Origin of the sequence: Kitasatospora sp. NPDC050543 (genome assembly GCF_044457565.1) — a bacterium.
Taxonomy (GTDB): domain Bacteria; phylum Actinomycetota; class Actinomycetes; order Streptomycetales; family Streptomycetaceae; genus Kitasatospora.
The window spans coordinates 321803-342854 of sequence record NZ_JBITGZ010000005.1; the positions used below are offsets into that span (position 1 = coordinate 321803).

Consider the following 21052-nt stretch of genomic DNA (forward strand, 5'->3'; position numbering starts at 1 on the left):
GCCGGCCCGGCCGTCAGTGCGACGGCGCCTCCAGGACCAGCCGGATCTCGGTGTTGCGGTACCCCCCGCGCTCGAAGGCGGCGGACATCGGCGCGTTGTCCGTGTCGGTGGTGGCCGTGATCCGCTGCGCGCCGGCCTCGGCGTGGAAGCGGGTGATCGCGGCCAGGATCTCGTCGATGTGGCGGCGGCCGCGAAGCTCGGGCACGACCCCGAGGTAGCCGACGTTGGGGCCGTAGGGCGTGGCCGAGGGGATGGCCAGCCCGGCCAGCTGCCCGTCCACGGTGTGCACCAGCCGCCACCACTCCCGCTTACCGGGGCAGCCGAGGTAGAAGTCCATGTCGTCCCGGGCCGCGGCCTCCAGGCCCATCAAGCCGACGTTCTTGCGGGTCTCGTTGTCGAGGGTGCCCTCAGCCAGACGGCGGAACACCTCCAGGAACACCGCATCGTCGGGCTCCGCGGTGAAGACCAGCCGGCCACCCGCCGCCGGTACCCCGGCCTCGGGCGTCCACTCGTAGCGCAGCCGCTCGATCTCCACCGTCAGCCCCGCCCGGCCGGCGGCCTCCCGCCGCCAGGCGACCGCCTCGGCCAGTTCCGGCTCCGCGCGCCAGCCGTTGGGCAGCGTCAGGTTGTACTCGGGCAGCCTGAACTCGCCGGCGGCGGCGAAGGCGGAGTGCCCGACCGCCAGCAGGTCGGCGGCCACGGCGGACCGGTCGGCCACGGCCGGGTGGATCCACAGGCAGTCGAGCGCGACCGGCTGAGCGCTGTCCGCCCGGCCCCACCACAGCGCGCGGCCGAGGACCTCGTCACCGTCCTGGGCGATCCAGGACCACTCCGGCCGGAACTGCCCCTTGGCCTGCTCCTCGCGGTAGCGCTCGGCGGAGATCGTGGTGACGGGGTCGGCGGTCGGGCAGGCCAGCACGGACGCGAGGTCCGCCTCGGTGATGGGACGCAGTTGCATCTCTGTTCTCCGCAGGGCTCATCGTCACGGGTCGAACGCCCGGCACCAGGACGTGGCGGGCGGCACGGGCGGCACGGGGCACGGATGCGATGGCGCGCGTCGTCGCGATTCCTTGATCGTTCCCCCCGATCCGCCCCACCCTAGCCGGGGCCGACCGAGCCACCGCCGGCGGGCGCGGCCGTACCGGGCGGGATCAGGAGCACCCGGGCGCGCAGGCCCGCGCCTGGCCGGGACTGAGGTAGTGTTACCGGCTCAGGCAGTGCACGAGTCGAGGAGGTGGGACCCATTACCGCTGTAGCAGTACGGGTGCTCCCCTCCCACGGTCGTACGATCCATCCGGCATAGGTGGATCGCGGGAGCGCCCTCAGGCATCCCGAAAGGCTCCCATGTCGGCTTCATCGCCACTTCTCCCCTTCTCCGCCATCGTCACCAGGCTTCGCGCCGCCGGCTGTGTCTTCGCCGAGGACGAGGCCGAGCTGATCCTCTCCGCCGCGCACACTCCGGACGAGCTCACCGCCATGGTGGAGCGCCGGGTGGCCGGCCTGCCGCTCGAACACGTCATCGGCTGGGCCGAGTTCTGCGGGCTGCGGATCCTCGTCGACCCCGCGGTGTTCGTGCCCCGCCGCCGGACGGAGTTCCTGGTCCGGCGGGCGGCCGCGCTCGCCCACCGGGCCCCCGACGCCCCGCAGGCGGTCGTGGTGGACCTGTGCTGCGGCTCGGGCGCGCTCGGCGCGGCCCTGGTCTCGGCCCTCGGCCGGGCCGAACTCCACGCGGCGGACATCGACCCCGCCGCGGTGCGCTGCGCCCGGCGCAATGTCACCGCCGCCGGCGGGCGGGTGTACGAGGGCGACCTGTACGAGCCGCTGCCGGCCGCGCTGAAGGGCCGCGTCGACGTGCTGCTCGCCAACGTGCCCTACGTACCGACCTGCGAGATCGGGCTGCTGCCGGCCGAGGCCCGCGTCCACGAAGCCCGGGTGGCGCTCGACGGCGGCTCGGACGGGCTCGACGTGCTGCGCCGGGTGACCGCCACCGCGGCGCAGTGGCTGGCTCCCGGCGGCCATCTGCTGTTCGAGACCAGCGAACGCCAGGTGCCGCAGGCCGTCGAGACGGTCACCCGGGACGGGCTCCGCGCGCGGGTCGCCGTCTGCGACGAGCTGGATGCCACCGTCGTCATCGCCGGCCGGGGCGAGCGCCGGGGCTGAGCCCGGTCCGCCCGCCGCCCGTCCCGCCCTTCCGCACGGCGCCCGTCGTCAACCCCTGCGCTCCGCACGGCCGGCCGGACACCCCGGGGCACGCTTGCTCGGCGTCGACCGGCCGGGCCGGCGGCACCGGTTCAGAGCTCGAAGATCCCGTACGAGAAGCCCTCGGTGCGCAGCAGGCCGTCGGAGTGCTCGACCCCCCGGGCCTCCAGCGGCCGGCCGGGCTTGATGTCCGGCAGCGGCAGCTCGGCCGGCTCCCGGCGCGGGTTGACCGCCACCAGGTAGCGGCCGGAGCGCCGGTGGACCAGGGGGTAGCCGGCGTGCAGCACCTCGACGCCGCCGTGCGCGCCGAGGCCGGGGTGCGCCCTGCGCAGGGCGATCAGGCGGCGGACGAGGTTGAGCAGGGAGCCGGGGTCTGAGCGCTGGGTCGCGACGTCCGGGCGGTGCGGGTCCGGGTCGAGCGGGAGGTAGCGGCGCTCGGCGGGGGCGGTGGAGAAGCCTGCGCCCGGCGTCGCGTCCCACTGCATGGGGGTGCGGGAGCCGGCCCGGTTGTAGTGCGGGCCGAGCACGCTGCCCTCGGTGTCGGGCAGGTCGGGCAGGTAGCGCATGCCGATCTCGTCGCCGTAGTAGATGGCGGGCAGGGTCGGCCAGGTGAGCTGGAAGGCGAACACGGGGGCGAGCTGCTCCCGCCCTCGCGGCCCGGTGCTGAGCCGGGAGAAGTCGTGGTTGGCGGTGGGCAGCGCGATGTGGCCCGAGCCGTCGGTGAGCGCGGCGGCGTCGCGCCACGCGTCCAGGAAGACCTGCGGGGAGCCATTGCCCTCGGCGTCGAAGTAGCACGGGCCCTGCTGCCAGAACTCCTCCACCGTACCGGCGTTGTTGTTCAGCAGGGAGCGCAGCGGCAGGCCCCTGGTCGCGCCGCCGAACTGGAGGAAGAAGTCGGCGTGGAAGCCCGCTCCGACGGCGACCGCCGGGTCGCCCCACTCGGCGAACAGGGCCGCGCCGGGGTGGGTGCGGTCGAGCCAGTCGCGCAGCTCGTTCCAGAGTTTGGCGGTCTCGACGTACCCGGGGTCGTCCTTGACGAGCGTGGACGCCATGTCGACGCGGAAGCCCGCCAGGCCCAGCGAGAGCCAGTGCTGCATGATCTCGCGCAGTGCGGCGCGGTTGGCGCGGGGCCCCTCGGCGTCGACCGGCTGGCGCCAGGGCTGGTCCGAACGGGCGCGGGCGTAGCCGAAGTTGAGGGCCGGCTGGCAGTCGAAGAAGTTCGGCAGGTAGTAGCCGGGCCGCCGGCCGGGCGAGGCGACGAAACCCTCGAAAGGCTCCTCGCACCAGACGTAGCGGTGGTCGGCCGGGTCGTCGGCGGAGGCCAGGAACCACGGGTGGCGGTCGGAGGTGTGCCCGGCCACCAGGTCCAGCAGGATCCGGATGCCCTTGGCGCGCGCGGCCTCGACCAGGGCGACGAGGTCCTGTGAGGTGCCGTAGCGGGGGGCGGGGGCGAGGTAGTCGCTGATGTCGTAGCCCGCGTCGCGGAACGGCGAGGCGAAGCAGGGGTTGAGCCAGACGGTGTCGACGCCGAGCCAGGCCAGGTGGTCCAGGTGGGCGGTGATCCCGTTGAAGTCGCCGATGCCGTCGCCGTCGGAGTCGGCGAAGGTCTGGGGGTAGATCTGGTAGAGGACGGCGTCGGCCAGCCAGTCGGGGCCGGGGCGGGTCGAGGTCATGGAAGTGGTCCTCCTGCCGGTGTCCACTGGTGTGCCGGTCCTCAGATTCTCGCCCATCCTCCGCCGTCCCGACAGGGCGCCGGGCCCGTACAGCCGCCGTGGCGCCCGAGCCTGCGGCCGGGGCGGCCGGCCATCCGGGCGATCGCCTCCTCCAGCGTGAGGACGCCCAACTCCCGTCCGCAGTAGGACAGGTAGCGGGCGCAGGTGCCTCAGGCGCGGGGTGCGGGCGGGCCCCGAGCAGCAGGCCGTCGGTGACGGTGACATCCCCGCGGTAGCGCTCCGCGCCGGAGCCTCGACCACCATGGCGCCCCCGACCAGCAGGTCGGGCCTCAGAAGAAGGTCCTGACCAGGTCGACGACCCTGGGGTCGGGGCTGTCGGCGTCGTCGAGGACGGGGATCATCGTCCACTTGTCGAAGGCGGTGCAGGGGTGCGAGATGCCCAGCCGCAGGACGGCGCCGACGGGGGCGTGTTCGCCGGCCCCGCGCAGGAAGGCGTGCTGGTCGTTGAGCGCACTGATGTGCGCGCCGCTGCCGGCCAGGCTCCTGGCGCCCTCGGGGGTGCGGACGAGCTGCGGCTCGGGCAGGCCGTCGTCGAAGGGCAGGTCGCGCCGGCCGGCGTCGAGCAGCGAGAGCTGCGGCTCGGGGTGCGAGACCACCCGGGCCCAGCCGTGCAGGGCCGGGCGCAGCGGGCTTGCGGTGTCCTGGTCCCCGACGCCTGCGGCGCCCGCGCCTCGGGCGAGCGGGGAGATGCCCCGGTAGAAGCCGTCGTCGTGGGCCACGTAGGCGCCGGAGCGCAGGATCACCTTGGTACCGGGCACCTCGGTGGCCAGGGGTGCCAGTTCCTCGGTGACGAGGTCGAAGTAGGCGCTGCCGCCGGCCGTGACGATCGGCTCCCCGGTGCCGTAGAGGGAGGCGGCCTCCAGCTGCTCGTGCAGGCCGGCCAGTTCGCGCAGGTAGTGGCGGACGGAGCCGAGGGCGGCGGGGGTCGCGTCGTGGGCCAGTGCGCCCTCGTAGCCGCCGACGCCGACCAGGTTGAGCCGGGTGGAGGCCAGCACCTCGAAGGCGATGGCCATGGCGGTCTGCTCGCCCCGGGCGCCGGTGCGCCCGCCCGGGCCGCCGAGTTCGATCAGCACCTCGACCTGCTGCTGCACCCCGGCCGCGCGCAGCGCCTGGTCCATCAGCTGCACGCTCTCGACGGAGTCCACCCAGCAGACGAAGGCGAAGGAGGGGTCGGCGGCGAGCTCGGCGGCGATCCAGGCCAGCCCGGCGGGGTCGAGCAGGCTGTTGGCGAGCAGGATCCGGTCGACGCCGAAGGCCCGGGCGACGCGTACCTGCGGCAGGTTGGCGAGGGTGATGCCGTGGCTGCCCGCGGCGAGCTGGGCCTGCCAGAGGGCGGGGGCCATGGTGGTCTTGCCGTGCGGGGTGAGCGCGACGCCGGCCTTGGCGCACCAGTCGGCCATGGTGCGCACGTTGTGTCCGAGCGCGCCGGCGTCCAGGGTCAGCAGCGGGGTGCCGAAGTCGGCGAGGGTCGGGCCGGTGGCCAGGTACTCGCGGACGGTCAGGCCCCAGGCAGCGGGCGGCAGCGCCTTGAACCGCCAGTCGAGCGGCTCGTCGGCCAGCGCGGCGACCTTGGCGGTGTCGATGCCGCTGCCGGTACTGCTGCTCTCGAAGCTCTGGTTCACCGCGTGCCTCCGGTCCTGCGTGCTCGGCCGGAGCGACCCGGCCCGGGTGTCGCAACGTCAGGCCGGCCTGATGTTGCACCATATGCAACGATGGTTGCGCATGTTGTGTGACGGTTCTAGCATCGGCGCGGGACGGCGGTCAACGACGGCCGCGGGGGACGCGAGGGAGCGCAAGCGATGCCCGACACCGCGACGCCCGCCACCCCCGAAGCCATCTGCGTGGGCGAGTCGACGGCCGTCCTGCCGCCCGATCGGCCGGGGCCGCTGGACGGGGTGGACGGCTTCCGGGCGGCGGTCGGCGGCGCGCAGTCCTATGTGGCCTGCGGCCTTGCCGCGCCGGGCGGGCGCGCCGGCCGGCTGAGCCGGGTCGGCGACGACGGCTTCGGCCGACGCCTGACGGGCGAGCCGGCCGGGCGGGGCGATCACCGCCCTGCTGGACGCGGATCCGACGGAGTGGGCCGCCACGCGGGTGACGGCGGCCGGCATCACCTCCCGGGCGCCGCCCGGCCCCGCCCCCGCAGCGCCCGCGAAGGCGAGCGCGCCCGCGAAACCCTCCGCCCCCGCGAACGCGAGGACGACACCGCCCACCGAGCTGCCGCACCCCGCCGCACCGCCCTGGGAGCCCGATGAGCCAGACCGTCACCCGCGCCCTGCGCCTGCTCGCCGAGCTCGGCGAGGGCGAGCGCTCCCTCGACCAGCTGGCCGAGCTGCTCGGCGTGCACAAGACCACCGTGCTGCGCCTGCTGCAGAGCCTGGAGCAGGAGCGCTTCGTCTACCGCGACGGCGCCTACCGCTACCACCTGGGCGCCGGCCTGTTCGCGCTGGCCGGCCTCGCCCTGGAGCAGCGCGGCGTGCGCCGTGCGGCCGCGCCGCACCTGGCCGCGCTCAACGCGGCCACCGGGCAGACCGTCCACCTGGCCGCGTTCGAGGGCGGCGAGGTGGTCTACATCGACAAGTACGACTCGCGGCAGCCGGTGCGGATGTACTCGCGGATCGGGCTGCGCGCGGCGCTGCACTGCGCGGCCGTCTCCAAGGTGCTGCTGACCGCCCTGCCGCCGGCCGAGCGGGAGCGGGTCGTGGCGGGCATCGACTTCACCCCGTTCACCGCCAACACGCTGACCACGCCGCGGGCGCTGCTCGCCGAGCTGGAGAGCGTCGCGGCCCGGGGCTGGGCGCAGGACCACGCGGAGCGCGAATCCTTCATCAACTGCGTGGCCGCGCCCGTCCTGGACGCCACCGGGCGGGTGGTCGCCGCGGCGTCGATCTCCGTACCCGACGTGGTGCTCCCGTACGAGGGAGTGCTGGCGCTGCTGCCGCAGCTGCGGGACACCGCGCGGGCCATCTCCGCCGACTGCGGCGGCCTGCCGTCCGCGTGAGCCACCCGAGCGCGGCCCACCCCCTCCGGCCCGGGCACCCGCCCCCGGGCGCAGCCGTACCGACCGAGGAGCTGACCCGAGCTTGACCGAGAAGACCGTGAGGTCTACGCCGAGTTCATCGACGAGCACATCGCCCCGGGCGGTGTGAAGCCCCGCCGGACCACGATCTTCGTGGAGCTGCCGCGGGAGCCGATGCTGGTGGAGATCGACGCCCAGGCGGTCATCGGCTGACGGCCGTCCGGGCGCGGCCCCGGACGATGGTCAGCGCGCCGCCGGGACGGCGGCCTCCGGCATCCGGGCGACGACCACCCGGCTCGCCCGCGCGGTGCGCCGCTCCAGCGCCCCGGCGAACAGGGCGACCCCGAGCGCGGCGGCGGCGAGCAGCGCGCCGACCCAGTTCGGCGCGGTGTAGCCGAACCCGGCGGAGATCACCACGCCACCGAGCCAGGCGGCGAGCGCATTGCCCAGGTTGAAGGCGGCGATGTTCCCGGCGGAGGCCAGCGTCGGCGCCCCGGGGGCCTGGTCCATCACCCGCTTCTGCAGCGGCGGTACGGTCGCGAAGCCGAAGACGCCGATCAGCGGGAGGGTGATGAGCACGCCGAACCGGCTGTGCGCGGTGAAGGTGAAGAGGAACAGCAGCACGGCGAGCACCGCCAGGATCACGTACAGGCTGCGCATCAGCGCACGGTCGGCGAACCGGCCGCCGAGCAGGTTGCCCGCGAACAGGCCGACGCCGAACAGGACGAGCAGCCAGGGGACGCTGGTGTCGGCGAAGCCCGTCACCTCGGTCATCATCGGCGCGATGTAGGTGAAGGCGGCGAAGATGGCGCCGAAGCCGAGCACGGTCGTCGTCATGGCGAGCCAGACCTGTGGATTGCGGAAGGCCGCCAGCTCGCGTCCGAGCCGGGCGTCCTCGTCCCGGGGCCGGGCCGGTACGAGGGCGGCGATGCCCGCGAGAGCGATCACACCGAGCGCGGCGACCACGTAGAAGGTGGAGCGCCAGCCGAAGTGCTGGCCGAGCAGGGTGCCCATGGGCACGCCGAGGACGTTGGCGGCGGTCAGGCCGGTGAACATCAGCGCGATCGCGCCGGCCCGCTTCTGCGGGGCGACCAGGTCGGCCGCGACGACGGAACCGATGCCGAAGAAGGCACCGTGCGCGAACGCGGCGACCACCCGGCCGGCCAGCAGCAGGCCGAACGCGGGGGCGAGCGCGGAGATCAGGTTCCCGGCGATGAACAGGCCCATCAGCATCAGCAGCATCCGCTTGCGCGGGACCTTGGCGCCGAGGACGGTCAGCACGGGGGCGCCGACCACGACGCCGAGCGCGTAGCCCGAGATCAGCAGGCCGGCGGTGGGGATTGAGACGGCGAAGTCGCCGGCGACCTCGGGCAGCAGGCCCATGATCACGAACTCGGTGGTGCCGATACCGAAGGCGCTGATCGCCAGGGCCAGGAGCGCAAGAGGCATGAGGGGACTCCGCTTCCGAGGAACATTGCGCGTGCAACTAACTGCGTCGACAGTACGTCGCCCGAGCAGATAGTTGCAAGCGCTTCATATCGGCGAGCGCACAATGAGCACGGAGCGCTGGTCAGGAGCCGGGTGCCGTCCGCCCCGGGCGGGGCTCAGACCTCCCGCACCGAGCGCGCGGTCAGCTGCCGGTGGCTGGTGTACCCCGAGAGCACCAGCGTCAGGTCCAGCTCGGCGAGCAGGCAGCGCAGCACGTGCTCCACACCGCGCTGCCCGGCCAGCGCCAGCCCGTACAGCACCGGGCGCCCGATCAGCACGGCCCTGGCCCCGAGCGCCAGCGCCTTGGCGGTGTCCGCGCCGGTACGGACACCGGAGTCGAACAGCACGGTCAGCCGCTCCCCCACCGCCGCGGCGATCTCGGGCAGCGCGTCCAGCGCGGCGACCGCCCCGTCCACCTGACGGCCGCCGTGGTTGGAGACGACGATGCCGTCCATCCCGTGCTCGGCCGCCAGTTCCGCGTCCTCGACCGCGCAGATGCCCTTGAGCACGATCGGACCGTCCCAGTGTTCGCGCAGGAAGGGCAGCTCCTCCCAGCGCAGCCCCGGATTGGAGAACAGCCGGGCCGAGTGCAGCGCGGCCGCGCCCGGATCCTCCTCCAGCGGCTTGTCCAGCCCGGCCAGGAACACCGGGTCGGACAGGTAGTTGGCGATGCCCTGGCCGCGCAGGAAGGGCAGGAAGCCACGGTCGAGATCGGCCGGACGCCAGCCGAGCAGCGGCGTGTCGAGGGTGAGCAGCAGAGCGGAGAAGCCGCTGGCCTTCGCCCGCCGCAGGAAGCTCAGGCACAGCTCGCGGTCGGTGGGCCAGTACAGCTGGTACCAGCGCGGGGCGCCCCCGCCGGCCTCGGCGATCTGCTCGAAGGAGTGCGCGGCCTGGGTGGAGTGGATGTACGGCACGCCCAGCGCGGCCGCGGCCCGGACCGAGGCGAGTTCGCCCTCGGGGTGGGCGAGGGTCTGGACGCCCATCGGTGCCACCGCGACCGGGGCCGGCATCGCCGTGCCCAGCACGGTGCAGGACAGGTCGCGCCGGGCGCCCCCGCGCAGGATCCGTGGGACGATCCGGCGGCGGTCGAAGGCCGCCCGGTTGGCGCGGGCCGTCGCGCCGCTGCCCGCGCTCGCCACGATGTAGCCGAGGGCCTCCGGCGACAGCCGCGCCCGGGCGCTGTCCTCCAGGGCGGCCAGGTCGGTCGTCAGCTCGGGCAGCCGGCCGCCGAACATCCCGTCCGCGTAGATGCCGAGCTGGTGGTCGCCGAAGTTGGCCGGGCCCGACAGGCCCTCCGGCCCCGCGGCGCCGCCGGCCCCGCCCGTCCGATCCGCCGCGTGCGCCATACCGCCTCCTGGAACGACTGGGTACCGCCTCGAATGCCCCAGGCATCGTGATCCGCCCGTACCGCCGCGTCAAGGACGCACCGCCCGACACCCGCCCCGGACTCCGGCGGAGGGCGGCGGATGGCCGGATCCCGCCGCCCCCTGTTCCATCCGCCCGGCCCGGCGCCCATCCTGACGGGGCGACGGGCCCACCTGGGACGAGAGGACGGCATGATGACCGATCCGCGCGACCGTGACCGTGACCGTGACAACAATGGCGATGGCGATGGCGACCGGCCGGCGATGACGCCGTTCGACGAGGTCTACGACCGACCGGACCCCAGGGAGTTCTTCCGCACCCTCGGCCCGCTCGAGTACCGCACACCTCACCACGCCCAACGCATCTTCCGGCGACTGGTCGAGGCCCGGGCCCGCAGCGCCCACAGCGCCGGCGCCGACCTCACCGCGGGCACCCCGCGCCCGCTCACCGTGCTCGACATCTGCTGCTCGTACGGCATCAACGCGGCACTCCTCAACCACGACCTGACGCTGGACGACCTCTACGCCCACTACACCTGCCGCCGGGCCGCCGGGCTCGGCACGGCCGAGCTGGCCGAGTGGGACCGGAGCTGGTACGCCGCGCACCGGCGCCCCGACGCCGCCCGGATGGTCGGCCTGGACGTGGCGCCCAACGCGATCGCGTACGCCCGTGCCGTGGGTCTGCTGGACGAGGGGTTCGCCGAGAATCTGGAGGCCGGCCCGCCCAGCCCCGAGCTGCTGGCCGCCGCCCGGCACGCCCGGCTGATCACCGTCACCGGCGGCGCGAGCTTCCTGTCCCCGCGCACCTTCCAGCCACTGCTGGCAGCGGCCGAACAGCCGGTCTGGGTGGCCGCGTTCGTGCTGCGTACCGGCTCCTACCAGCCGATCGCCGAGGGGCTGGCGCCCCATGACCTGATCACCGAGAAGGCCTGCGCGCCGACCTTCCCCCAGCGGCGCTTCAGCGGGCCCGGCGAGCGGCGGCATGCGATCGACGCCGTCACGGAGGCCGGCGAGGACCCGGCCGGCAAGGAGAGCGAGGGCTACTTCCACACCGCCCTGCACCTCTCCCGGCCTGCCGAGGACGCGACCGCGTTCCCACTCGGCCGCCTGATCCGGGACTCCTGAACGACGGCCGGCGAACTGCCGCCGCCGCACACCCCGTCCACCGGGCCACCCCGGCCTCGCGGACCCCGCGGGCGGCCGGGTGTTGCCAACCAGCCCCGAATGACCAAGGTAAGGCTAACCTAATCTTGTCCCTGCCTACGCCACCCGGAGCGCTGACATGAGCCACGTCGACCGCGACACACCCGAGCCGACCCACGCCGAGCGCATCCGCAGCCTGCTCACCGCCGCCGCGTCCCTGACCCTCGCGGTCGGCGGGCAGCGCTACGAACTCTTCGCGGGCCACTCCCTGGCCCGCGGCGGCGGCAGGCTCCGGCTGAGCGTCCCGGCCGACAGCGACCCGGCCCTCGCCGCCGCACAGGCGCCGCCCACCGGAGCGAGCGCGGTGCTCGAACTGACCGACGTGGCACCGGTCGCCGTCCGCCAGCGGATCCGCGGCCGGCTCGCGGTGGCCGGGCGCCTGCACCCGGCCCACCGGGCGGACGACGGCCAGTTCGCCCATCTCTGGCTGGAGATCACCCAGGCCGCGCTGAGCACCCCGCACGGAAGCTCGTGCGTCGACCGCGCCGCCCTCGCGGCCGCCGAGGCCGACCCGCTCGCCCGGTACGAGGCGGGCCTGCTCACGCACCTGGCCGACGACCACCCGGACGCGCTGCTCACCCTCACCCGGCTGATCGAGCCGGGCCTGCTCGCGGGCGTTCACCAGGTGGTACCGCTGGCGCTGGACCGGCTCGGCATCGTGCTGCGCCTGGAACGCGAGCGCACCCACCAGGACGTCCGGCTGGCCTTCCCCCGGCAGGTCGCCGACGCCGAGGAGTTCGGCCACGCCGTGCACGCCCTGCTCGCCGCGGCCCACACCGGCCCGACCGCCCGCTGAGCCGGGCGGGGGGCGAGGCCGGAGCTGACGGTGCGTCCGGTACGACGGCCGCCGCGGGCACAAACGCGACCGGCCGGGCCGGCCGCGAAGAGACTTCGCAAGCCGGCCCGGCCCGGTGTGTTCACCGCGACTGGTCAGGTACCGCGGTGGAGCGGATCCCGGAGGATCAGATGCTGACGCCGTGCGCGCGCAGGTACGCGATCGGGTCGATGTCCGAGCCGTACTCCGAGCCGGTGCGGATCTCGAAGTGCAGGTGCGGGCCGGTCACGTTGCCGGTGGCACCGGAGAGGCCGATCTGCTGACCGACGGTCACGGTCTGGCCGACCTTGACGCCGATCGAGGACAGGTGGGCGTACTGGGCGTACTTGCCGTCGGCGAGCTTGATCTCGACCTCGTTACCGTAGGCGCCGCCGGGGCCGGCCTTGACCACGGTGCCCGCGGCGACAGCCTTGAGCGGGGTCCCGGTCGGGGCGACGAAGTCGGCGCCGGTGTGGTGGCCGCTGGCCCACATGGAGCCGGCCACGCCGTAGGCGGTGCCGAGCTTGGCGCCGGCGATCGGCGCGGTGTAGCCCGAGGCGTTGGCGGTGGCCGGCTTGGTGGCGGGCGCCGGGGTGGCCGGGGTGGTGGCGGCGGGCTTGGGGGCCTGCTTCGCCGGGGCGGCGGGCTTCTCGGTGGGCTTGGCCGGCTTGGGGGTCTGCTTGACCGGGGCCGGGGCGGCGGGCTTCTTCGCCGGGGCGGCGGGCTTCTGGACCGGGGCCGCGGGCTTCTCGACCGGGGCCGCGGGGGCCTGGGCGACCGGCTTGCCGTTCAGCGAGAGCTGCTGACCGGGGAAGATCAGGTTCGGGTTGGCGCCGACCACGTCACGGTTGTGGTCGTACAGCGCGTGCCAGCCACCCTCAACCTTGTGCGAGGCGGCGATCTTCGACAGCGAGTCGCCGCCGACGACCTTGTACTTCTGCTCGGCGGGCGCGGCGGCCGGGGCCGGAGCGGCCTCGGCGGGCGCGGCGGCGGGCTTCTCGGCAACGGCGACAGCGTCGGTGCTGGTCGCGGCGGCCGGGGCCGACTGCTGGGTCTTGGCGGCCGGGGCCTCGTGGGCCTGGGCGGTCGCGGCGGTCACCAGCGGGAGGCCGAACACGGCGCCGACGACGCCGGTGGCGATGCCGATGCGGGCGAGGCGGGGCAGGCGGTTACGAAGGGGGGTTGCCTGTGCGGGCATGGGGGATTTCCTCTCCGACGCCTGCGAGGTGAGCTGTCGGGTTCGGGCTGGAGTTGCCCGGCCGCAAGCGCGGCTTCACCCCAAGCCGCCCCGGAATTCCGGGACGGCAACTTACCTGTGGTTCCCCCGCTCCTGCCGTACAGAGCTCAGTTCCGATACCTCCGGGCAGCGGCAGGACTAGGCGTTCTACCCGGGGAGCCGTCCGGACCAGGGCCGGGCGGTCGCTGAAGCAAAGCCCATCGACCCGATCGAAGCAATGTCGATCTCTTCACCGGTCAACAATTCGCCGAATTACCGTGACGCTCCGAATGATCGCCTACGCAGTATGTGCACAATCCAGTTGCGCTGCGCTACCGGCCACCGAGGATCCGGTCATATTCGGGGCACTCCGTACACGGCCGGATATTCTCGGTCACCGGCCGACACGCCGCCGGTGAGCCTTGTCACTTCACCCCCGGGCGCGCACGATCGGGCCGTGGCAAAAGACTCCGCCGGCGGACTGCGGCTCGGCACCGCACAGGGGCGATGGGTGCTGCTCGCCACAGTCCTGGGCTCCAGCATGGCCATGCTCGACGGCACCGTGGTCAACGTCGCGCTGCCCCGGATCGGCATCGATCTGAACGCCTCACTGGCCGCCCTGCAGTGGACCCTGAACGCCTATCTGCTCACACTCGCCGGGCTGATCCTGCTCGGTGGCGCGCTCGGCGACCGGTACGGCCGGCGCAGGATCTTCCTACTCGGCGTCTGCTGGTTCGCCGTCGCCTCGGCCGCCTGCGCCGCCGCGCCCTCGATCGGGTTCCTGATCGCCGCCCGCGCCCTCCAGGGGATCGGCGGCGCACTGCTCACCCCCGGATCCCTGGCGATGCTCCAGGCCTCCTTCCACCCGGAGGACCGCTCCCCCGCGGTCGGCCTCTGGTCGGGCCTGGGCGGGGTGGCCGCGGCCGTCGGCCCCTTCCTCGGCGGCTGGCTGGTGGACGGGCCAGGCTGGCGGTGGATCTTCCTGCTGAACGTGCCACTGGCCGCCGTCGTGGTCGCGGTCGCCGCCCGTCACGTTCCGGAGACCCGGGACGAGAGCGCCACCGGAAGCTTCGACGTGCTCGGCGCCACGCTGGCCGCGCTCGCGCTCGGCGCGATCACCTACGCGCTGACGGCGGCCGGTGAGGGACTCTCACCCGCGGTCTGGGTCACGGCGGTGGCCGGGGTGCTGCTGGGTGCGGCCTTCATCACCACCGAGCGGCGCCGCTCCGAGCCGATGCTGCCGCCCGAGCTGTTCGCCTCCCGGCTGTTCACCTCCGTCAATCTGGTCACGCTCTGCGTGTACAGCGCGTTCAGCGGGGTGTTCTTCCTGCTGGTGGTGCAGCTGCAGACGGTCAGCGGCTTCTCGCCGCTCACCTCGGGCCTGGCCCTGCTCCCGATCACGATCCTGATGCTCGCACTGTCCTCGCGGGCCGGGCGCCTGGGCAAGCGGATCGGCCCGCGGCTGCCGCTCTTCGTCGGCCCGCTGATCTGCGCGGCCGGGGTGCTGCTGATGCTGCGGATCGGGCCGGACGCCTCCTACTGGACGGACGTGCTGCCCGCGAGCACGGTGCTGGGCTGCGGGATGACGCTGCTGGTCGCGCCGCTGACGGCGACGGTGCTGGCCGCCGTGGAGGTCAGGCGGGCCGGGATCGCGAGCGGTGTCAACAACGCCGCCGCCCGGGCGGCCGGCCTGCTCGCCGTCGCGGCGCTGCCCGCCCTGTCGGGGCTGAGCGGGGAGGCCTACCGGGTGCCCGAGGCGGTCGACTCCGCCTTCCACACCTCGATGCTGATCTGCGCCGGCCTGCTGACCACCGGCGGGCTGCTGGCGCTGGCGACGGTACGCGGCAACGTCCTGGCGCCCGACCACCCGGTGGCCGAGCCGACTTGCGAGTGGAACTGCGCCACCACCACCCCGCCGTTCGACCCGGGACGCCCCGGCGGCGAGACGCCTCAGGGCCCGGCCACCGGGACGGCGACCGGGCCCTGAGGGCCGCGCGAATGCACTGATGCTACGTCAGAGGATGTCGCCGGGCGCGTACTTGGCTGCCTCGGGGTAGGCGGCGGCGACGGCCTCGATCCGTCGCACGACCTCGGCGACCTGCGCCCCGGCCGCGCCGGTGAAGGAGAGCCGGTCGGCGAGCAGCGCGTCCAGCGCGGCGCGGTCCAGCGGGACGCGCGCGTCCTCGGCCAGCCGGTCCAGCAGCTCGTTCTCCCGGGCCCCGCCGCGCATCGCCAGCGCGGAGGCGACGGCGTGCTCCTTGATGACCTCGTGCCCGGCCTCGCGGCCGACACCCGCCCGCACCAGGCCCATCAGCACCTTGGTGGTGGCCAGGAAGGGCAGGTAGCGGTCCAGCTCGGCCTCGACCACGGCCGGGAAGGCGCCGAACTCGTCCAGGACGGTCAGCAGGGTCTCCAGCAGGCCGTCGAAGGCGAAGAAGGCGTCCGGCAGCGCGACCCGGCGCACCACCGAGCAGGAGACGTCACCCTCGTTCCACTGGTCTCCGGCCAGCTCGGCGGTCATCGACGCGTAGCCGCGCAGGATGACGGCCAGGCCGTTGACGCGCTCGCAGGAGCGGGTGTTCATCTTGTGCGGCATCGCGGAGGAGCCGACCTGGCCCTCCTTGAAGCCCTCGGTGACGAGCTCGTGGCCGGCCATCAGGCGGATGGTCTTGGCCAGGCTGGACGGCCCGGCGGAGAGCTGGACGAGGGCGGTGAGCACCTCGAAGTCCAGGGAGCGCGGGTAGACCTGGCCGACGCTGGTGAGCACGTTCTCGAAGCCGAGGTGGCCGGCGACCCGGCGCTCCAGCTCGGCGAGCTTCTCGGTGTCGCCACCGAGCAGGTCGAGCATGTCCTGCGCGGTACCGACCGGGCCCTTGATCCCGCGCAGCGGGTAGCGGGCGATCAGCTCCTCCAGGCGGTTGAACGCGACCAGCAGCTCGTCCGCGACGGTCGCGAAGCGCTTGCCCAGGGTGGTCGCCTGCGCGGCCACATTGTGCGAGCGGCCGGCCATGACCAGCTCGGCGTGCTGGGCGGAGAGCCGGCCCAGGCGCACCAGCACGGCGACCGTACGGTCCCGCACGTGCTCCAGGGACTGGCGGATCTGCAGCTGCTCGACGTTCTCGGTGAGGTCCCGAGAGGTCATGCCCTTGTGGATCTGCTCGTGGCCGGCGAGGTCGCTGAACTCCTCGATCCGGGCCTTGACGTCGTGCCGGGTGATCCGCTCACGCGCGGCGATGGAGGCCAGGTCGACCTGGTCGACGACCTTCTCGTAGTCGGCGACGGCGTTGGCGGGCACCTCGACACCGAGGTCCTGCTGGGCCTTCAGGACGGCGAGCCACAGATGGCGCTCGAGAACCACCTTGTGCTCGGGGGACCACAGCTGGGCCAGGGTCGCCGAGGCGTACCGGGAGGCCAGGACATTGGGGATCTGGGGCTTCGCGCTCACGCTTCGCAAGCCTAACAGCCCAGGTCGGCCCGACTCCCGGCGCACCGGCCCGACCGCCCGCACACCGGCCGGCCCGGCTGTGCGGGCCCGGTCAGGCCCGGGTCACGCGGCACGCCCGGCTGCGCGGGTCACGCCCGGCCGGTGAGGACCGGGAGCACCTGGGCGCAGATGGAGTGCAGCGAGACCCGCTGCTCGTCGGTCATCGCGTCGAAAGCCTCGTGGGTACGGGCCATCTCGGCGCGGATCAGGCGCAGGATCTCCTGGCCGTGCTCGGTGATGACCACGTTCTTCACCCGGCGGTCGGCGGCCGCCGCCTCGCGGTTGGCCAGCCCCAGGGTCTCCAGCCGGTCGACGATGCCGGTGACGTTGGAGGCGTCGCAGCCGAGCCGGCCGGCCAGCGCACGCATCGGCACCGGCGTCTGCACCGCCCCGAGCGCCTTCGCCTGCGAGGACGACAGGCCGTGCCTGGCCGCCGCACCCGCGAAGTCCTGGAAGTACGCGGCGCCGACGGCGGCCAGCGCCTCCATCAACTCGGCGGTGGTCGGTACGGTCGTCGTCGCTGTCGAACCCATGGTCATCAGGGTACGCGTAAAAGGTTCAGCAACTCCAGCTTTGACCATCGAAAGCACCTGCGCCCCGGGCAGCCCGCCACGGCGCGCCGACCGGGCAGCGCGCCGGCCGCACCGCGCTCGGAGCACGGCGGCTCAGAGCACCAGCAGCTCGAACAGCCGCCGTAGCTCGGCCTCCGGGTCGGCGGTCAGCCCGGTGTGCACCGGCCCCGGCTGCACGACCGCGCTGCGCGGCGCCGCCAGCCAGCGGAAGCGCTGCCCGGGGCTGTCCCCGGCGGCCGGCCCGGCCTCCGGCCCTCCCGCGCAGATCACCTCGATGCCGTGCAGCGCCCGCCGGACGCCCGCCACGTCGGCCACCGGGTCCAGCGCCAGCAGCCGGCCCTGGTCCAGGTGGGTGCGCGCACCGAGGTGCGCGTTCTGCCGGCAGTAGAGCAGGACCCCCACGTTGACGCACTCGCCGCGCTCGACCCTGGGCACCGCCCGGATCACCGCGTACTCGTAGTCGTGCAGGGCGGCCCCGTCCACCGGGGCCGTGGGCGCACTCGGCTCGGGCCTGGTCATGCGGACACCTCCGGGAGCCAGTCGCGCGGGCCCGCCAGCCGCGCGGTGAGCTGCTCGCGGTACGCCGCGCGGACCGCCTCGGGCGAGTCGAAGCCGGCCTCGTCGGTGAGCCAGACGTCGGGGATCTGCGCCACGGCCTCGGCCAGCACCGACTCGGCCAGCGGGGCCAGGGTCTTGTCGGCCGCCGCGAGGTCCGGTTCGGCGCGCAGCAGGGCGTGGTCGCCCGCGTCGTAGCGCCGGCGCGTCCAGCCGGCCGCGCCGGCCCAGTGATGGTGGAAGATCAGGCTGGCGCCGTGGTCGATCAGCCGCAGCCCGCCGGTCGCGACCAGCAGGTTGGGATTGCGCCAGGAGCGGTCCACATTGCCGATCAGCGCGTCGAACCAGAGCACCTGCCCCGCCGTCTGCGGATCCACCGCGAAGCAGAGCGGATCGAAGTTGAGCGCCCCGCTGACGAAGGCCATCCCCAGGTTGAGGCCGCCGCTGGCCCGCATCTGGTCCTGGATCTGCGGGTCCGGCTCGCTGCGCGCCAGTACCGGGTCGAGGTCCACGAGCACCAACTCCGGCACCGGCAGCCCGAGCCGGCGGCCCAGCTCCCCGGCGAGCACCTCGGCGACCAGCGCCTTGCGGCCCTGTGCGGCGCCGCACCACTTCAGGGCATAGAGCCGGTGGTCGTCGGCCTCGACCAGTCCCGGCATCGAGCCGCCTTCTCGCAGTGGCGTCACATAGCGGACCGCCGTCACCTGGGGGAGCACCCGGACAGCCTACCGACCCGTCAGGTCAACCGTCCGCACCGTTGCGGTGGCAGGGCCGGTTGGTCCGTGCGAGTGTGGCGAACAGTTGTCCTGTTGCGGCTCGGATCTGCATGTAAGGGATGAACGATGGAACGACCTCGGATCCTGATCGTGGGCGCCGGCTTCGCCGGACTGGAGTGCGCGCGCCGGCTGGAACGCAAGCTCACGCCCTCGGAGGCGGAGATCTCGCTGGTCACGCCGTTCAGCTACCAGCTGTACCTGCCGCTGCTGCCGCACGTCGCGGCCGGTGTGCTGACCCCGCAGTCCGTGGCGGTGTCCCTGCGCCGATCGCTGCACCGTACCCACATAGTCCCGGGCGGGGCCATCGGCATCGATCCGCGCTCCAGGGTCTGCGTGATCCGCAAGATCACCGACGAGGTGGTGGCGCAGCGCTACGACTACCTGGTGCTCGCCCCCGGCAGTGTGACCAGGACCTTCGACATCCCCGGGCTGACGGACTACGCGCGCGGGATGAAGACGCTCGCCGAGGCGACGTACGTCCGCGACCACGTGATCGCCCAGCTCGACCTCGCCTCGGCCACCGTCGACCAGCGCGAGCGGGAGTCGCGGCTGCAGTTCGTGGTGGTCGGCGGCGGCTACGCGGGCACCGAGACGGCGGCGTGCCTCCAGCGGCTGACCACCGCCGCGGCCAGGCGCTACCCCAGGCTCGACGCCCGGCAGATCAAATGGCACCTGATCGACATCGCCCCGAAGCTGATGCCGGAGCTGGGCGACACCCTGGGCACCACCGCGCTCGAGGTGCTGCGCCGGCGCGGCATCGAGGTCTCGCTCGGCGTCTCGGTGGCCGAGGTCGGCGCGGAGAGCGTCAAGTTCACCGACGGCCGGGTGCTCCCCAGCCGGACGCTGATCTGGACGGCCGGCGTCGCCGCCAGCCCGCTGATCGGCACGCTGGACGTGGAGACGGTCCGCGGGCGGGCCGCGGTGACGGCGGAGATGCGGGTGCCGCAGTTCGAGGGCGTCTTCGCGCTCGGTGACGCCGCGGCCGTGCCCGACCTCGCCAAGGGGGACGGCGCGGTCTGCCCGCCGACCGCCCAGCACTCGGCCCGCCAGGGGCGGGTGGTGGCGGACAACGTGATCGCCTCGCTCCGCGGCCAGCCGCTCCAGCCGTACTACCACCGGGACCTGGGCCTGGTGGTGGACCTCGGCGGCAAGGACGCCGTCTCCAAGCCGGTGGGCATCGAGCTCACGGGCGTGCCCGCCCAGCTGGTCGCCCGCGGCTACCACCTGATGGCGATGCGCACCAACTCCTCCAAGTTCCGGGTCGGCGCGAACTGGCTGCTGAACGCGACCGCCGGCGACGACTTCGTCCGGACGGGCTTCCTGGCCCGCCAGCCGGCCCGGCTGCGGGATTTCGAGTACACCGACGCCTATCTGACGAAGGAACAGGTCAGGGCGCACGCCCAGGCGTTGCTCGCCAAGGGCTGAGCCCCCCACGCACCGGGCCGGTGCCCGTACCGCGCGCGACGGTACGGGCACCGGCCTCGGCGCGGGAGGCGGCTACTTCGCCGTCAGGTACATCCCGGAGGCGTCCTGGCCCGCCGTGTTGCGGCAGCTGTAGTCACCGCTCGGCTTGGCGTAGAGCAGGGTCAGGCAGCGGCCCAGGGCCTGCTGGCCGTAGTAGTTGGGGTGCATGGACTCCTGGATGACGCCCTGCGAGGCACTCAGGCCGCCGTCGACGAAGCGCGCCCACTCGCTGGTGGTCGCGGACGGCGCCGAGGACGAGGTGGCCTGCTTCGACGCCTTGGCGCAGACCTCACGGCCCTGGAGCATGTCGCGCAGGTCCATGAACTGCACGCCCTTGGCGGCCGCGACACCGGCCAGCGCGTTGGAGATCTGCGGCACCAGCCGGTCACGCGCCCAGTCGGCGTCGCCGTCCCAGAACGGGCAGCCGCCGATGTCCGAGCGGTCCCAGCCGCTCTCGCGGTAGCGCATCTCGGAGCTGCGCGGGATCGGCGAGGGGTAGGACTGGAGCACGATCCGGTAGGACCCGGCCGAGTAGCCGGCGGCGGCCATCGCCGCGCGGATCTCGTCGATGGACTTGCCGACGCCGGCCATCGCGGCGGGCATCTTGGCGTCGATCTCCTGCTGCTGGTCGTCGTTGCAGTACGAGTACCAGATCAGGTAGTCCGAGACGCAGGTGGTGATGACGTCGGCGAAGCCGAGGTCGTTGCCGCCGATGGAGAGGGTGATCAGCTTGACGTTGTTCTGGGCGGCGACGGTGGCGAGCTGGTCGGCCTGCGGGGCCTCGCCCTTGTAGGACTGCCCGCCGTTGGAGGCGCGGAAGACGTTGGCGCTGACGGCCCCGGAGCAGGCGAGGTTGATCTGGGTCTGCGCGATGGTGGGGGCGCTGCGCACCTCGGCGACGTCCGAGCGGTCGCATCCGCTGGCGGCCGTGCTGCCGTAGACCCGGGCGGGGTCGTAGCTGCTGCCGGAGGTCCAGGCGCGGTCGGTGCCGGCGCGGCTGCCGCTGGTGGTGGTGCTGTTGCCCTTCCAGCGGCCGGCCTCGCCGGAGATGTAGCTGTCGCCCATCGTGACGCTCGCGGTGGGGCCGGTGGCGGCGTGGGCGGGGGCGGCGACGGCGATCAGGCCGGTGGCGGCGAGGGGCAGGGCCAGGAGCGCGGCGAACATGCGC

At 73.7% G+C, this 21052-nt stretch carries 18 protein-coding genes and 1 riboswitch; of the genes, 7 read left to right on the forward strand and 11 right to left on the reverse strand.

Annotation, left to right across the window (positions count from 1 at the left end):
- Nucleotides 1-13 precede the first annotated feature (13 nt).
- Complete coding sequence (locus ACIBH3_RS09180; protein ID WP_396311274.1) at nucleotides 14-958, reverse strand: GNAT family N-acetyltransferase; 945 nt, start codon at nucleotides 956-958, stop codon at nucleotides 14-16.
- Between the two features lie 386 nt (nucleotides 959-1344).
- Between ACIBH3_RS09180 and ACIBH3_RS09185 the strand changes: the two genes are divergently transcribed.
- Entirely contained in the window at nucleotides 1345-2160 is an 816-nt protein-coding gene (locus ACIBH3_RS09185; RefSeq protein WP_396311275.1) for a putative protein N(5)-glutamine methyltransferase, read from the forward strand.
- 131 nt (nucleotides 2161-2291) lie between these two features.
- Here ACIBH3_RS09185 and ACIBH3_RS09190 read toward each other — a convergent pair whose 3' ends face one another.
- Both ACIBH3_RS09190 and ACIBH3_RS09195 read right to left on the reverse strand, forming a co-directional pair.
- Nucleotides 2292-3872 (reverse strand): alpha-amylase family glycosyl hydrolase, encoded by a 1581-nt coding sequence (locus ACIBH3_RS09190; protein ID WP_396311276.1) that lies wholly within the window; start codon nucleotides 3870-3872, stop codon nucleotides 2292-2294.
- A 329-nt stretch (nucleotides 3873-4201) separates the two neighbouring features.
- Nucleotides 4202-5554 carry an alanine racemase gene (locus tag ACIBH3_RS09195; protein WP_396311277.1) on the reverse strand — a complete coding sequence of 451 codons (1353 nt, stop codon included), beginning with the start codon at nucleotides 5552-5554 and terminating at the stop codon, nucleotides 4202-4204.
- 177 nt (nucleotides 5555-5731) lie between these two features.
- Between ACIBH3_RS09195 and ACIBH3_RS09200 the strand changes: the two genes are divergently transcribed.
- Together ACIBH3_RS09200 and ACIBH3_RS09205 are read left to right on the forward strand one after the other, a co-directional pair.
- Complete coding sequence (locus ACIBH3_RS09200; protein ID WP_396311278.1) at nucleotides 5732-6184, forward strand: hypothetical protein; 453 nt, start codon at nucleotides 5732-5734, stop codon at nucleotides 6182-6184.
- Nucleotides 6181-6930 carry an IclR family transcriptional regulator gene (locus ACIBH3_RS09205; protein ID WP_396311279.1) on the forward strand — a complete coding sequence of 250 codons (750 nt, stop codon included), beginning with the start codon at nucleotides 6181-6183 and terminating at the stop codon, nucleotides 6928-6930. Before ACIBH3_RS09200 ends, ACIBH3_RS09205 begins: the two co-directional genes overlap by 4 nt.
- A 261-nt stretch (nucleotides 6931-7191) precedes the next feature.
- Here ACIBH3_RS09205 and ACIBH3_RS09210 read toward each other — a convergent pair whose 3' ends face one another.
- Nucleotides 7192-8397 (reverse strand): MFS transporter, encoded by a 1206-nt coding sequence (locus tag ACIBH3_RS09210; RefSeq protein WP_396311280.1) that lies wholly within the window; start codon nucleotides 8395-8397, stop codon nucleotides 7192-7194.
- A gap of 155 nt (nucleotides 8398-8552) precedes the next feature.
- Complete coding sequence (locus ACIBH3_RS09215; RefSeq protein WP_396311314.1) at nucleotides 8553-9671, reverse strand: alpha-hydroxy-acid oxidizing protein; 1119 nt, start codon at nucleotides 9669-9671, stop codon at nucleotides 8553-8555.
- A 324-nt stretch (nucleotides 9672-9995) separates the two neighbouring features.
- Here ACIBH3_RS09215 and ACIBH3_RS09220 point away from each other — a divergent pair, with 324 nt between their 5' ends.
- Both ACIBH3_RS09220 and ACIBH3_RS09225 read left to right on the forward strand, forming a co-directional pair.
- Nucleotides 9996-10925 carry a hypothetical protein gene (locus tag ACIBH3_RS09220; RefSeq protein WP_396311281.1) on the forward strand — a complete coding sequence of 310 codons (930 nt, stop codon included), beginning with the start codon at nucleotides 9996-9998 and terminating at the stop codon, nucleotides 10923-10925.
- A 157-nt stretch (nucleotides 10926-11082) separates the two neighbouring features.
- Complete coding sequence (locus ACIBH3_RS09225) at nucleotides 11083-11799, forward strand: DUF2470 domain-containing protein (protein WP_396311282.1); 717 nt, start codon at nucleotides 11083-11085, stop codon at nucleotides 11797-11799.
- Nucleotides 11800-11965: 166 nt separating this feature from the next.
- Here the strand turns inward: ACIBH3_RS09225 and ACIBH3_RS09230 are convergent, their stop codons facing one another.
- Nucleotides 11966-13015 carry a peptidoglycan DD-metalloendopeptidase family protein gene (locus ACIBH3_RS09230; protein WP_396311283.1) on the reverse strand — a complete coding sequence of 350 codons (1050 nt, stop codon included), beginning with the start codon at nucleotides 13013-13015 and terminating at the stop codon, nucleotides 11966-11968.
- A 3-nt stretch (nucleotides 13016-13018) separates the two neighbouring features.
- Nucleotides 13019-13172: riboswitch (cyclic di-AMP (ydaO/yuaA leader) on the reverse strand.
- Nucleotides 13173-13490: 318 nt separating this feature from the next.
- Between ACIBH3_RS09230 and ACIBH3_RS09235 the strand changes: the two genes are divergently transcribed.
- Nucleotides 13491-15020, forward strand: coding sequence for an MFS transporter (locus ACIBH3_RS09235; protein WP_396311284.1), 1530 nt, complete (start codon nucleotides 13491-13493; stop codon nucleotides 15018-15020).
- 27 nt (nucleotides 15021-15047) lie between these two features.
- On the opposite strand, the gene purB is transcribed toward ACIBH3_RS09235, so the two are convergent.
- The 4 genes from purB to ACIBH3_RS09255 form a co-directional block, all read right to left on the reverse strand.
- Complete coding sequence (gene purB / locus ACIBH3_RS09240) at nucleotides 15048-16478, reverse strand: adenylosuccinate lyase (RefSeq protein WP_396311285.1); 1431 nt, start codon at nucleotides 16476-16478, stop codon at nucleotides 15048-15050.
- Between the two features lie 128 nt (nucleotides 16479-16606).
- Nucleotides 16607-17050, reverse strand: coding sequence for a MarR family winged helix-turn-helix transcriptional regulator (locus ACIBH3_RS09245; RefSeq protein ID WP_396311286.1), 444 nt, complete (start codon nucleotides 17048-17050; stop codon nucleotides 16607-16609).
- 132 nt (nucleotides 17051-17182) lie between these two features.
- Entirely contained in the window at nucleotides 17183-17608 is a 426-nt protein-coding gene (locus ACIBH3_RS09250) for a DUF3037 domain-containing protein (RefSeq protein WP_396311287.1), read from the reverse strand.
- Complete coding sequence (locus ACIBH3_RS09255; protein ID WP_396311288.1) at nucleotides 17605-18360, reverse strand: HipA family kinase; 756 nt, start codon at nucleotides 18358-18360, stop codon at nucleotides 17605-17607. Before ACIBH3_RS09255 ends, ACIBH3_RS09250 begins: the two co-directional genes overlap by 4 nt.
- A gap of 126 nt (nucleotides 18361-18486) precedes the next feature.
- Here ACIBH3_RS09255 and ACIBH3_RS09260 point away from each other — a divergent pair, with 126 nt between their 5' ends.
- Nucleotides 18487-19845, forward strand: a complete 1359-nt coding sequence (locus ACIBH3_RS09260) for an NAD(P)/FAD-dependent oxidoreductase (RefSeq protein WP_396311289.1) — start codon at nucleotides 18487-18489, stop codon at nucleotides 19843-19845.
- A 72-nt stretch (nucleotides 19846-19917) separates the two neighbouring features.
- On the opposite strand, the gene ACIBH3_RS09265 is transcribed toward ACIBH3_RS09260, so the two are convergent.
- Nucleotides 19918-21048, reverse strand: coding sequence for a GDSL-type esterase/lipase family protein (locus ACIBH3_RS09265; protein ID WP_396311290.1), 1131 nt, complete (start codon nucleotides 21046-21048; stop codon nucleotides 19918-19920).
- Between the last annotated feature and the right edge of the window lie 4 nt (nucleotides 21049-21052).

Bases quoted from the DNA above. Each gene is read 5' to 3' on its own strand.
- ACIBH3_RS09180 (WP_396311274.1), bottom strand. From the start codon at position 958: ATGCAACTGCGTCCCATCACCGAGGCGGACCTCGCGTCCGTGCTGGCC.
- ACIBH3_RS09185 (WP_396311275.1), top strand. From the start codon at position 1,345: ATGTCGGCTTCATCGCCACTTCTCCCCTTCTCCGCCATCGTCACCAGG.
- ACIBH3_RS09190 (WP_396311276.1), bottom strand. From the start codon at position 3,872: ATGACCTCGACCCGCCCCGGCCCCGACTGGCTGGCCGACGCCGTCCTC.
- ACIBH3_RS09200 (WP_396311278.1), top strand. From the start codon at position 5,732: ATGCCCGACACCGCGACGCCCGCCACCCCCGAAGCCATCTGCGTGGGC.
- ACIBH3_RS09205 (WP_396311279.1), top strand. From the start codon at position 6,181: ATGAGCCAGACCGTCACCCGCGCCCTGCGCCTGCTCGCCGAGCTCGGC.
- ACIBH3_RS09210 (WP_396311280.1), bottom strand. From the start codon at position 8,397: ATGCCTCTTGCGCTCCTGGCCCTGGCGATCAGCGCCTTCGGTATCGGC.
- ACIBH3_RS09215 (WP_396311314.1), bottom strand. From the start codon at position 9,671: ATGTTCGGCGGCCGGCTGCCCGAGCTGACGACCGACCTGGCCGCCCTG.
- ACIBH3_RS09220 (WP_396311281.1), top strand. From the start codon at position 9,996: ATGACCGATCCGCGCGACCGTGACCGTGACCGTGACAACAATGGCGAT.
- ACIBH3_RS09225 (WP_396311282.1), top strand. From the start codon at position 11,083: ATGAGCCACGTCGACCGCGACACACCCGAGCCGACCCACGCCGAGCGC.
- ACIBH3_RS09230 (WP_396311283.1), bottom strand. From the start codon at position 13,015: ATGCCCGCACAGGCAACCCCCCTTCGTAACCGCCTGCCCCGCCTCGCC.
- ACIBH3_RS09245 (WP_396311286.1), bottom strand. From the start codon at position 17,050: ATGGGTTCGACAGCGACGACGACCGTACCGACCACCGCCGAGTTGATG.
- ACIBH3_RS09250 (WP_396311287.1), bottom strand. From the start codon at position 17,608: ATGACCAGGCCCGAGCCGAGTGCGCCCACGGCCCCGGTGGACGGGGCC.
- ACIBH3_RS09260 (WP_396311289.1), top strand. From the start codon at position 18,487: ATGGAACGACCTCGGATCCTGATCGTGGGCGCCGGCTTCGCCGGACTG.
- ACIBH3_RS09265 (WP_396311290.1), bottom strand. From the start codon at position 21,048: ATGTTCGCCGCGCTCCTGGCCCTGCCCCTCGCCGCCACCGGCCTGATC.